Source organism: Streptomyces sp. BL1 (assembly GCF_057628045.1).
On sequence record NZ_JBXYWZ010000002.1, the window covers coordinates 5,135,916 to 5,147,917 of the forward strand.

Annotated in this window: 9 protein-coding genes; 4 read left to right on the forward strand and 5 right to left on the reverse strand. The window is 73.1% G+C overall.

Going from position 1 to position 12,002, the window contains the following annotated elements; all coding sequences use genetic code 11:
* Positions 1-74 precede the first annotated feature (74 nt).
* The 4 genes from AC3AGO_RS22550 to AC3AGO_RS22565 form a co-directional block, all read right to left on the reverse strand.
* Positions 75-1,088, reverse strand: a complete 1,014-nt coding sequence (locus tag AC3AGO_RS22550; protein ID WP_487822035.1) for an N-acetylglucosamine kinase — start codon at positions 1,086-1,088, stop codon at positions 75-77.
* Positions 1,079-2,377 carry a family 4 glycosyl hydrolase gene (locus tag AC3AGO_RS22555; RefSeq protein ID WP_487822036.1) on the reverse strand — a complete coding sequence of 433 codons (1,299 nt, stop codon included), beginning with the start codon at positions 2,375-2,377 and terminating at the stop codon, positions 1,079-1,081. The genes AC3AGO_RS22550 and AC3AGO_RS22555 overlap by 10 nt, the downstream gene beginning before the upstream one ends.
* 22 nt (positions 2,378-2,399) lie before the next feature.
* Complete coding sequence (locus AC3AGO_RS22560; protein ID WP_487822037.1) at positions 2,400-3,578, reverse strand: ROK family protein; 1,179 nt, start codon at positions 3,576-3,578, stop codon at positions 2,400-2,402.
* A gap of 186 nt (positions 3,579-3,764) precedes the next feature.
* Positions 3,765-4,778: a mechanosensitive ion channel family protein gene (locus AC3AGO_RS22565; protein WP_487822038.1), complete on the reverse strand. Its 1,014-nt coding sequence runs from the start codon at positions 4,776-4,778 to the stop codon at positions 3,765-3,767.
* A gap of 295 nt (positions 4,779-5,073) precedes the next feature.
* Between AC3AGO_RS22565 and AC3AGO_RS22570 the strand changes: the two genes are divergently transcribed.
* Positions 5,074-5,625 (forward strand): HNH endonuclease, encoded by a 552-nt coding sequence (locus AC3AGO_RS22570; RefSeq protein ID WP_487822039.1) that lies wholly within the window; start codon positions 5,074-5,076, stop codon positions 5,623-5,625.
* A 22-nt stretch (positions 5,626-5,647) separates the two neighbouring features.
* On the opposite strand, the gene AC3AGO_RS22575 is transcribed toward AC3AGO_RS22570, so the two are convergent.
* A complete protein-coding gene (locus tag AC3AGO_RS22575) occupies positions 5,648-8,848 on the reverse strand; it encodes a glycoside hydrolase family 84 protein (protein ID WP_487822040.1) in 3,201 nt (1,066 codons plus the stop codon).
* A 369-nt stretch (positions 8,849-9,217) separates the two neighbouring features.
* Between AC3AGO_RS22575 and AC3AGO_RS22580 the strand changes: the two genes are divergently transcribed.
* Genes AC3AGO_RS22580 through AC3AGO_RS22590 form a run of 3 tightly spaced genes read left to right on the forward strand, consistent with a single transcriptional unit; the run spans position 9,218 to position 11,893 of the window.
* The gene (locus AC3AGO_RS22580) at positions 9,218-9,490 is read left to right on the forward strand and encodes a hypothetical protein (RefSeq protein ID WP_487822041.1); all 273 of its coding nucleotides are present in this window, start codon (positions 9,218-9,220) and stop codon (positions 9,488-9,490) included.
* Positions 9,490-11,595, forward strand: coding sequence for a 4-alpha-glucanotransferase (malQ, locus tag AC3AGO_RS22585; RefSeq protein WP_487822042.1), 2,106 nt, complete (start codon positions 9,490-9,492; stop codon positions 11,593-11,595). The genes AC3AGO_RS22580 and malQ overlap by 1 nt, the downstream gene beginning before the upstream one ends.
* A gap of 55 nt (positions 11,596-11,650) precedes the next feature.
* Positions 11,651-11,893: a hypothetical protein gene (locus AC3AGO_RS22590; protein ID WP_487822043.1), complete on the forward strand. Its 243-nt coding sequence runs from the start codon at positions 11,651-11,653 to the stop codon at positions 11,891-11,893.
* The last annotated feature ends 109 nt before the right edge of the window (positions 11,894-12,002 follow it).

The following is a 12,002-nucleotide window of genomic DNA, read 5'->3' on the forward strand; positions in this document are numbered from 1 at the left end:
CCCCGCGCGGCAGGCGCGGAATGTACGACCGTACGGCGCGGGTTCCCGGAACACCCCCGGGGAGCCCGCGCCGTTCACGTGTAGTGCCCCCGCAGCCGCGCGTGCGCGCCGGCCGCGGCGCCCGCGTGGTCGAGGCACAGCAGCCCGGCACCCAGCACCGGCGGCTCCGTCACCACGCGTGCCGTCGGGGGGAGCCGTTCCGCTAGCCGCCGGTGCAGCAGGGGGTGCCGTGCTGCGAGTACCCCGCCCCCGAGCAGCACGGGCGTCTCCCCACCGGGGAGTTCCAGCGCTTCGAGTGTCACGGTGACCAGGGAGACGATCTCGTCCGCCTGCCGGCGCACCAGACTGCCCGCCACCGTGTCCCCTTCCTCCGCCACGGCGAACAGGACGGGTGTCATTTCGTGCTGCCGTCCTGCCGGCAGGTCTCCCATGTGCAGCGCCTCGATGAGCGCGTACATGGAGGGCAGCCCGAAGTGGCCGGGCAGTGCCCGTGCGAGCGCGGTCCGTTCGCCGCGCCCGTCCTCCGCCCGCGCGGCGTGCCACAGGGCGGCGCGGGCGAGGCCCCCTCCACCGCCCCAGTCGCCCGACAGTTCGCCCACGGCGGGGAACCGGTGGGTGCGCCCGTCCGCTGTCCGCCCGACGCAGTTGATGCCCGCGCCGCACACGACGGCCACCGCACCGCCGTACCGTTCGTCCTCACCGTCCGGCAGTCCGGCACGCAGAATGGCGAACGTGTCGTTGGCGACATGGAGCGCGTCAGTCCATCCGTACGTGTGCAGCGCGCTCTCCAACGCGCGCTCCTCGCGCGGCAGATCCGCGTTGGCCAGGCATGCCGACACCTGCGCGAACGCCGGCACGCCGACTGGGCCGTCCGCCGTCGGGGCCCCTCCCGCCGCCGTCACCGCACGGTCGACCGTGCGGGCCAGCTCCTCCACGGCCGCGGCGGCGCCGGCCGTCTGCGGCTGGAAGCCGCCGCCGCGGGCCGTGCCCAGCAGTGCGCCGTCCGCGGCGAGTACGGCCGCGTCGGTCTTGCTGTTGCCCGCGTCGACGGCGAGACAGGCGCCGTCCGGAAGTCCGGTCACGCCCACTTCAGATGTTCCCTGTTGTGCGACAGCAGCAGATCGGTGAGCTCCTCGGCATGCTCGTACTGGCCGACGAGAGGGTGGGACAGCAGCGCCTTGAAGACACGGTCCCTGCCGCCGTGCAACGCGGCTTCCAGCGCGAGCTGTTCGTAGCTCGTCACATGGGAGATCAGGCCCGCGTACAGCGGGTCGATGTGCGGTGCGGCCAGGGGTGCGGCACCCGCGCCCGTCACCCGCGCCGGGACCTCCACCACCGCGTCGTCGGGGAGGAAGGGCAGTGTGCCGTTGTTGTACGTGTTGACGACCTGCACCTCGGGGCCGCCCGGTCCGCCGCTCGTTCCGGGGCCCGTGCCCAGCAGCCGTGCGGCCAGTGCGACGGCCGCCTCCGAGTAGTAGGCACCGCCCCGCTGCGACAGCAGCTCCGGCTTCTCGTCCAGCTCCGGATCCGCGTACAGGTCCAGCAACTGCCGCTCCAGGGCCGCGACCTCGGCGGCGCGTGACGGTTTGGCGCGCAGTTCGCCGACGACGGCATCGTGCGCGTAGTAGTAGCGCAGGTAGTAGGACGGCACGACGCCCAGCCGTTCCGGTATGGACGGCGGCAGCCGCAGGTCCTTCGCGAGGCGTGCACTGTGCCGGGCGAGCAGGCGGGGCAGCACGTCCTCGCCGTCCCTGCCGCCGATGCGGACACCGAACTCCCATGTCAGATGGTTGAGTCCGTAGTGGTCGAGATGGAGTTCGTCCGGGCGCACCCCCAGCAGCGCGGCGAACTTCCGCTGCAGATGGATCGCCACATTGCACAGTCCGACCGCTTTGTGGCCGGCCTGCAGCAGCGCGCGGGTGACAATGCCGACCGGGTTCGCGAAGTCGATGATCCACGCGTCGGGGCTGACCCGGCGTACCCGTTCGGCGACATCGAGCACCACGGGCACCGTACGCAGCGCCTTGGCGAGCCCGCCCGCGCCGGTCGTCTCCTGGCCGACACAGCCGCACCGTAGCGGCCAGGTCTCGTCCTGGTCGCGCGCCGCCTGGCCGCCGACGCGCAGCTGGACGAGCACGGCGTCCGCGCCCTCCACACCGGCTTCCAGCGCGTCCGTCGTGGTCACGCGCGCGGGGTGGCGCTGGCGGGCGAGAATTCGCCGCGCCACCCCGCCGACGGCCTCCAGCCGGTCCGCCGCCGGGTCGATGAGCACGATCTCGTCCAGCGGCAGTGTGTCCCGCAACCGTGCGAAACCGTCGATGAGTTCGGGTGTGTAGGTCGATCCCCCGCCGACCACGGCGAGTTTGCGGGATGTCATGACAGTCAGCCCTCCCTGGAGTTCAGCGTGAGGTGTCGAAGACCTCGTCGCGCGTGGCGCCGAGGGCACTCTCCAGTGCCCCGCTGAGCACCGGGTACGCGGTGACCGTGCCCAGCGCCAGCCGGGGCCGCCGGACGGCGAGCTCCGCCAGCTCGTCCCGTACGAGTGCGCGCAGTTGTGCGCCGCCGGCCGTGAGCACCCCGCCGGCCAGCACGATGAGCGGCGGGTCGAGCACGGCGGTGAGTGCCGCCAGCCCGACGGCGGTGGCGTGTGCGAAACGGCGCAGCAGTTCGCCGTACGGGCCGTGCGGCACAGGCCCGTGCTCGTGTCCGTTTCCGATGAGCGCCGCGCGTTCCAGCAGCGCGGCCGCGGCCGCGCCGGGCGGCGCCTCCCGGTCGTGTTCCAGGCCGAGTTCGCGTGCCAGGCGCAGTACGGCCGTGGACCCCGCCAGCTGCTGGAAGCCGCCGGTGTTGGCCTGTTCGGGGCGGCGCACGAGCGGCGTGCCGGGCACCGGCAGGAAGCCGACCTCGCCCGCGCCGCCCGTACTGCCGCGGTGCAGCCTGCCGGCGAGGACGAGGGCCGCGCCGATGCCCTCCTCGTTCCACAGCAGCACGAAGTCGTCGTGCCCGGCGGCGGCCCCGCGCCGCTGTTCGGCGACGGCGACGAGATTCACGTCGTTGTCGTACACCGGCGGCACCGGCAGCGCGGAGGCCAACTCGTCGAGCAGCGCGGGCGCGTGCCAGCCCGGCAGATGCGCGGCGTAGCGCAGCCGGCACGTACCGGGGTCGAAGGCGCCGGGTGTGCCGATGACGATGCGGCGCAGTGCGGCACTGTGCAGCCCGGCGGCGCGCAGCGCCCCCTCCACCGTCCGGACGACCAGCGCGGCCGCGTCCCCCGTCCGCGTGGACAGTTCGTACGTGCCCACAGTCCGGCCGGTGATGTCCGCGACGGCGGCACGTACGCGCGCCGTGGAGACGTCGACGGCGGCGACGTGTGCGGCGTCCGGATTGACCGCGTAGAGCTGTGCGTTGGGCCCGGGGCGGCCCTCACTCGTGCCGGTGGCGACGACCAGTCCCGCTGCTTCCAGGCGGGCCAGCAGCTGTGCGGACGTGGGCTTGGAGAGGCCGGTGAGCGCGCCCAGCCGGCTGCGGGACAGCGGTCCGTGCGCCAGCAGCAGATCGAGCGCCGCACGGTCGTTCATGGCCCGCAGTACGCGGGGAGTCCCGGGTGCCGTTCCGCTGGTCAAACTGTCCACCGCCCCCGCACTGGCAGGAAGGTTTCCTGTCGGATGCCGAGAACAGTAAGTCCCCGCCCCGCCGGGGTCAACGGCTGCGGACAGCCGTGAACCTCCGGCAGGACGGGGACAGTTGCGGCGTGTGCGCCGCCGTCAGACGTTCCTCTCGGCGTTCTTGCCCAGCTCCACGCGGGGCCTGGGCAGCAGCCCGTTCTCCAGCGCCAGCGAGTCGTCGTCGACGGTCTCGATGCCCCTGCCGTCCAGCGACTGCTTGATCCGCCAGCGCAGTTCGCGCGCCACGGCCAGATCCTTGCCCGGCATGGTCTTGGCGGAGACGCGGAAGACCATCGCGTCCAGCGTGACCGAGTCCAGGCCGAGTACCTCGACCGGCTCCCACAGCAGCTCGTCCCAGGGCTCCGTCTTCGCGAGCTCCTCGCCGGCCGCCTCGACCGCCCTGCGGACCTCGTCCAGGCTCTCCGAGGAGCGCACCTGGACGTCCAGAACGGCCGTCGCCCAGCCCTGGCTGAGGTTGCCCACCCGCTTGATCTCGCCGTTCCGGATGTACCAGATCTCGCCGTTGTCGCCGCGCAGTTGGGTCACCCGCAGACCGATCTCCAGCACCGTGCCGGACGCCTCGCCGACGTCGACTCTGTCGCCGACCCCGTACTGGTCCTCCAGCAGCATGAACATTCCCGCGAGCAGGTCGGTGACCAGATTGCGCGCACCGAAGCCCAGGGCGACACCCGCGACACCGGCGCTCGCGAGCAGCGGCGCCAGGTTGATGCCCATCCCGGACAGCACCATCAGCACAGCGGTGCCCATGATGACGAAGGACGAGACGTTGCGGAGCACCGAGCCGATGGCCGCCGAGCGCTGCCGCCGCCGCTCGCGGTTGACCAGCAGGCCCCGCAGCGCGTTTCCGCTGTCCGCGGCCTCCGACCTGCGGTGCATTCTGGTGACGAGCTTGGTGATGGAGCGGCGTATGACGAAACGCAGCACCACCGCTATGACGCCTATCAGCACGATGCGCAGACCTGCGCCGAGCCAGTCCGACCAGTTGGCACCGATCCAGCCCGCGGCGTTGGTGGCGGTCTTGTGAGCCTCTTCGAGTGAGGGAGGGCGGTCGGCCCCACCGAACGAGGAGGCGACTGCGGTCAGCCTGTACACAGCACAACCTTCCGTGCGGGAAACGTGGGCGCTTCCGCCGCGCCCACGAAGGGACCACACTAACGGCGCAGGGCCTTCACAAATCACGGCACCGGAGCGGGCGCGAGCCCATCTTGCCCCAGGCGTGCGCCTGTTCGAGGGAGGAATCCCGGCCATGCGGGGAGGAAGGCTGTGTGGTGGAAAACACGCCCGGTGCGTTACCTGGTCGTGGTGGCGAAGTCGCCAAGGCACGGGACACACTGAGGGGAGATCGTCCCGGCGCGAGCCACGCGCCGCCGACGTACAAGGAGGCACCGTGCCGCATGTCCTGGTCCTCAACGCGTCGTACGAGCCGCTCGGCGTCGTACCGCTTCGCCGCGCGCTCATCCTCGTCCTCAACGACAAGGCGGTCAGCCTGGAGGACTCCGGCGCACTGATGCACAGCGCGACCCATGTCATACCAGCCCCCAGCGTCGTCCGTCTCAAGCGGTTCGTGAGAGTGCCCTTTCGGGGCGCCGTGCCCCTCACGCGCAGAGCGCTCTTCGCCCGTGACGGCGGCCGGTGTGCGTACTGCGGTGGCGTCGCAACCAGCGTCGACCATGTCGTCCCGCGCAGCCGTGGCGGCCAGCACACCTGGGAGAACGTCGTGGCGGCGTGCCGCCGCTGCAACCATGTCAAGGCGGACCGCCATGTCGCGGAGATCGGCTGGCGGCTGCGCCATCAGCCCGCACCGCCGTCCGGCCTCGCCTGGAGGATCATCGGTACGGGGCACAGGGATCCGCGCTGGATGCCCTACCTCCAGCCATACGGCGCGGACGACGCACTCGCCCGGATCGACGGCAGAGCACCTGCCCGAGACCGGGCTTAGTTGTTGTTGCGGCCCGCTCCGGTCAGCGCTCCCTCTTCCCGTCCTCCGCCACCGCATAGGCCTCGACGGACCACAGGGAGATCCCGAAGCGGGTCGCCCTGCTGTCGCCCTGTACCCGCACGTAGCGGGTGTCCGGCGGTGCGTCCATGCGGACCTGTTCACGGCCGCCCCTGCTGTTCCGTACGGTCGCCGCCGTGTGCCACCGCTCGCCGTCCGGTGAGACCAGCACTCGGTAGCGGCCGGCGTGCGCGTCCTGCCAGCGCAGCACCACCTGTCCGATCCGGGCAGGACGGCGCAGCTTCAGCTGCACCCACTCGCCGTCCTTCGCGGGCGAGGACCAGCGGGTGCTGTCCTTGCCGTCGTTGACCGCGCGCGCGGGGAAATCGGGAGTCTCGTTGGCCGACGACCGCGCTGTGGCGCCGCGGGCCAGATCGGGTCCTGCCGTACGGGGGAAGGCGCGCACCGTCAGGGTGTGCCGCTCGCCGCCGAAGGACACGGGAACGCGGTAACTGCCGGTCTTCACCGAGCCGTCGACCCCGACGCGCAGCGGCACGTGCGCCGTGCCGCCCCGCGGCGCCGTCGTCCTGCCGGGCGCCTCGACGGTGATGCCCTCGGGCGCGTCGGCGGTGATCCGGCCGCGTACGTCGGCGGGGCGCCGCGCGCGCAGTTCCGCCGGAACGTCGACCGTTCCGCCGATGGGCGCGTCGGTCTCCGTGTGCGGCAGCGTGAGGGACGCCGCGGCCTTGTCCGCGTACCAGGGCGTGACTTCGTGCACCACGGGCGCCTTCGAGTCCTCCGCCCAGGACAGCCGTACGGCGTCGGCCCGCACCCCGTCGGCGCCGGCCTGGGTCCAGCCGCTGCCCGACAGTGTGCCGATGTGCTGCCAGCCCTTGCCCGGTACGTGCACCTCCACGGTGCCGCGGGTGCCGGAGTGCGGGCCGGTCTGCACGGTCACCGCCTCCAGGGAGCGCGCCTTCGGCAGTTTGACCGTCAGACCCCCGGAACGGTCCCGCTTCCCGTCCCCGCGCTCCGCGGGGAGGCCGGGGACCGTGGACAGTGCGGGGCCCGAACTGTCGGACGCGGGGGCGCGGCGCGCCCGGTAGGCGGTGGCCGGGTCGCCGTCGGCGGCCGCACCGGCGCCGGACCCGGACACGGCGTGCCCGGTGGCGTACGCGTCGCCCGGCGCCCCGTCGTCCGCTCGCTGCCGCACGCCCGACCAGCTCTCCGAGGCCCGCAGAGCGCGCTGCACGAACGGTGCCAGTACGCCCTTGCCCACCGTCGCGGAACTGTCCTGCGTCTCCTTCTGCAGCCTGCGGACGTCCAGTTGGGCGTCCCACGCCGCGCCGCCGTCGCCGCGTGCCTGCGCCAGCAGCATGTCGACCGCGCGCTCACCGGCCTCGCCGTACCGTGCCAACTTGTCCAGCCACGGCCGCACTTCACCGGCCAGCCCGTCCGGCACCCGGTCCGGCGCGGTGCGCAGCGTGCCGAAGGCGGCCCGCAGGGCCTTCCCCGCGGTCCGCAGCCGCTGTGCGCCGTCCCGGCCCTCCGTCCGGCGCTCGTACGCCTCCCAGAAGTCCCGCAGGAGCGGCCGCAGCGTGGCGGACTCGCCGCCGCCCAGGACGGACGAGGAGTCGTTGTCCGCGAGGGCGTGCACTGCCGCACGGGTGCCCGCGTCCGCGTCGCGGCCGCCCGCGACGTCGTCGACGGCGGCCTGCCAGGACGCGTCCGCCCGGTAACCCTTCGGATTCCAGGCGTAGTCCGCGGCGGTGAAGAGCGGGATGCGCGAAGCGGTCGGCTGCTCCATCGCGTTGGCCAGCAGCCCCGCCGAGCCGACCGCGACGGCGGGCTCCCGCCCCCGGTACGGGCCGAGGAACACCCGGTCGCGCGCGTAGTCGTTGACGGGATAGTTGTCCATCGTCACCAGCGGATGCCGCCCGAAGGCCGCACGGGCGCGGGTCAGTTCGCTTCCGGTGATGGTGCGCGGGACGACGCCGACACCGGTCCAGGCAACCTCCACCCGGTCGTCCAGTCTGCGCGTGAGCGCCGTCCGGTAGTCCGTCGTGCCCTTCTGGTAGAACTCGGTCGGCAGAACGGACAGCGGTTCGGCGCCGGGATGACGGTCTGCGAGATGACGGGCCAGCACGTTCGCCAGGTCGGCCTGTGCCTCGGCCGCGGCCTCCGGTCCCTCCCCGTACTCGTCCGCGTCGTCGTCGCAGTGCCACTCGCGGTAGCTGACGTCCTCGAACTGCAGCTGGAACGCGCCGAATCCCAGCGCGCGCATCGCGTCCACCTTGCGCAGCAGCGCCCTGCGGTCGTCCTCGGAGGAGAAACAGAGGCCCTGGCCGGGGGAGACCGCCCAGCCGAGCACCACATGGTTGCGCCGCGCCCGCTCCGCGAGCTCCCGGAAACCGGCGCGCTGTGCGGCCGGATACGGGTCGCGCCAGTGGGACGCCTGCCGGTACGGATCGTCGCCCGGCGCGTACAGATAGCGGTTCTGCTTGGTGCGGCCGAGGAAGTCCAACTGTTCGAGGCGTGCCTGACGGCTCCACGGCTGACCGAAGAAGCCCTCGTTGACACCGCGTACGGGAGAGGCGGGCCAGTCGCGCACCACCGCTCCGGCGAAGCCCCCGCTGCCCTCCTGCTCCGTCCTCAACTGCCGGACGGTCTGCGCCGCGTGGAACAGTCCCGCGCCGTCCGCCCCGTCGAGCGCCACGGTGTCCCGGCCGTCGGCGCGGCCGGCTGCGAGACGGTAGCCGCCGGCCGGCAGATCGCCCCGGGCGGGCGCGCGCAGGGCGCGCAGCGCGTCCCGCGCGGAGTCCGTACCGGCGCGTACGACGAGACCGTTGTGCGGGAGCGCGTCCCCGGGACGGCGTTCGTGCACCGTACGGGCGCCCGCGTCACGCAGTGCCGCGCGCAGCACCTCCAGCGCGGGACCGTCCGCGCCCGCGTCGGCGACCAGGGTGACCTCGCGTCCCACGGGCACGAAGGAGCCCTGCGCCCGCATGCTCTGCGGACGCGGCCACACTGCGGGCAGCCCGGCGTCCTTGCTGCTGTCGTCGTCGGGCGCGCCGGACGCGGCGTCGTCCGGCCGGGGCGGGGGAGCGGCCTGCGCCGCGGGCGCCCCGCTCAGCAGTCCGCCGAGGACGGCCGCGGTGAGCGCGGTCGCGCCCGCGCGCCGCCTCCTGCTGCCGTGCGCCCTGCCCCCGTATGCCGCTGTGGTCACCGCTTCCTCCCCGAAACCGGCCTCCGGCCCTGTGCCCGCGTTCACGCCTGATGGTCGGAAGCGCGCGCGGATATCAGGACAAGCATGGGGCCTGAGCTCATCACCGGTGCGACCGGGGCGTCAACGCGCGGCTGCGGCGGAGCGGCGACGCAGGGAGGCGGACGCCGGGGGCACCGGAGCGCAGAAAATTCTGCACCCGGATCCCCCGCTTCCCCGCTTTCCCTCCGCTGTCCGTACGCTTGTGCAGTGAAATCGCCTGCCCGCATCAAATGTGAGCTGGGCCACGCTGCCCCCGTATTTACGTCTGCGCAGGCGCCCACTGGGTATGGCACGTCGTGACCATCCATTGCCGACGAACGGAGGCCCACCGTGGCCGCGTCCGCTGCACTGCTGATTTCCGCCCCCATGCCGCACCAGGCACTCTCCAAACGAGGGCACGAGCCGGTAGACCTGTCCGGTGTGTCCGACCCCGACTCCGGACTGGACGGCTCGTGCACCTGCGGCTGCTTCGAAGCACCGCTCACCAGCGAACCCCCGCTCGCCGACGTCGCACCGCTGACCAGCGAACCCCCTCTCGCCGAACTTCCGCTCACCAGTGAGCCGACCGGGACCGGCTTCGGCACGGAGTCCCCGGACATCTGATGAGCCGCCTCGCGCGGCTCGCCGCGGCGCACGGTGTCTCTCCCTCTTACGAGCCTGCTCCCGGCAGGACGGTTGACGTTCCCGAGGAATCGGTGATCGCCGTCCTGGCCGCGCTCGGGATCGACGCCAGTACGCCGCACGCCGTGCGCGAGGCACTGCGGCAGCACGAACATCAAGCACTCCGTCTGCTGCCGCACACCGTCGTCCTGCGCGCCAGGACCGGAGCCGGAGCCCCTGACGCCGGGTCGCTGCCCGCGCTCCCCGCAGGCACCGTCCTGCGGGTCGTCACAGAGCGCGGCGAGACCCTCGACTGGGGGCCCGGCTCGGTCCTGCCGCTCGGGGTGCACACGCTGTACGCGCAGGCCCCGGACGGCCGGGCCGCGCACGCCACCTGCATCGTGGCGCCGGACCGGGTGCCCGTCCCCGCGACGCGGCCGGGCGCCCGGCGCGGCTTCGGGCTGCTCGTCCAGCTGTACTCGCTGCTGTCCTCCCGCTCCTGGGGCATGGGCGACCTCGCCGACCTGGCGGAACTGGCCGCCTGGGCCGGCCGGACGCAGGGCGCCGACTTCCTCCAGCTCAACCCGCTGCACGCCGCCGTCCCCGGCGCGCCGGGCGGAACCACCGACCCCTCGCCCTACCGGCCGTCGTCGCGCTGTTTCCCCGATCCCGTGCACTTGAGGGTCGAGGACGTGCCCGAGTACGCGTATCTGCCGGACGCCGCACAGCAGCAGGTCCGTACGCTGCTCGCCCGCGCGGCAGTCCTGCGCGAAGGGGTGCTCGGCGAGGGCGCGCACATCGACAGGGATGCCGTCTGGGCGCTCAAACGGGAAGCCCTCGAACTGGTCCGCCGCGTGCCCCTCGGCGCCGGCCGGCGCGCCGCCTACTGCGACTATCTGGCCGAGCGCGGGCAGGCACTCGACGACCACGCGACCTGGCAGACGCTCGCCGAACTGCACGGCCCCGACTGGCACTTGTGGCCGCCGGGTCTGGACGACCCGCGCTCACCGCGGACGGCCCGCGCCCGCGCCGCGCACATGGACCGCGTCGACTTCCACTGCTGGCTGGCCTGGCTCACCGACACCCAGCTGGCAGCCGCACAGCACACCGCCCGACAGGCCGGCATGCCGGTCGGACTGGTGCACGATCTGGCGGTCGGAGTGCACCCCGACGGCGCCGACGTGTGGTCCCGTCAGGAGGTCTTCGCGCGCGGCATCTCCGTCGGCGCCCCGCCCGACGCGTTCAACGCGCACGGCCAGGACTGGGCCCTGCCGCCCTGGCGGCCCGACGCCCTCGCGGCCACCGGATACGCGCCCTACCGCGACGTGCTCGCCGGGCAGCTGCGGCACACCGGCGCCCTGCGCGTGGACCACGTCATGGGCCACTCGCGGCTCTGGTGGATCCCGGAGGGCCGGCCGCCCACCGAAGGTGCCTACGTGCGGTACGACACCGAGGCGATGCTGGGCGTGCTGGCCCTGGAGGCGCACCGCGCCGGAGCCGCCGTCATCGGCGAGGACCTCGGCACCGTCGAACCGGGTGTCCGCGAGAGCCTCGCCCGGCGCGGCGTCCTGGGCACGTCCGTGCTGTGGTTCGAGCGCGACTACGCGCACTCCGGTACGGGCGCGCCCCCGCCGCTGCCCCCGGAGCGCTGGCGCGGCGACTGTCTGGCCACCGCCACCACCCACGACCTGCCCAGCACCGCGGCCCGACTCACCGGCGACCACGTCGAACTGCGACACCGGCTCGGACTCCTCGGCCGCCCGGTCGCCGCCGAACGGGCCGCGGACACCGCCGAGATGAACGAGTGGCTCGCCCTGTTCGCCCGCCTCGGACTGCTGCCGGCCGGGAGCCGGGGCCGTGAGGAGGAGGCCGGCGTCACGGCCGCGTACCGCTTCCTCGCCCGCACGCCGGCCCGGATGCTCGGCGTCTGGCTGCCCGACGCCGTCGGCGACCGGCGCCCGCAGAATCTGCCCGGCACCCACGACAGCTACCCGAACTGGCGCCTCCCCGTCGCCGGTCCGGACGGCAGCCCCGTCTCCCTGGACCAGTTCACCGCGTCGCCGCGCGCCCTGGCCCTCTTCGCGGCGGTCCGCGACGTGCTGCGCTGAACTCATGGGCGACCCGCGCGCGCGTGGGGTTCACCCGTCCGATATGTTGAGCTGCGTGAGCAACAAGGTCTACAAGAACGCCCTGCGCGCCGGCACTGTCACCGCCGGCACTTCGCTGATGCTGCTGCTGTCGTCGCCCGCCTTCGCGCTCACCCGCGATGACGGCGACGACCCGGGGAAGGGGCTGAGTGTCATCGAGACGCTCGGTCTGTATGTCGCGGCACCCATCGTGCTGTTCCTCGTGATCGCGGCGTGCGTCGCAGCGACGGACAAGTCCCGGAAGTCCCCACAGAACTGACCCGGCCGGCCGGGCTGTTCAGTCCGGCTGAACGGAAGCGTCAGAAACATTCGATGGACCTGTCATTTCGCGTGCTGCGAAGGTCGTGCCGACCGCACAGCACGCGACC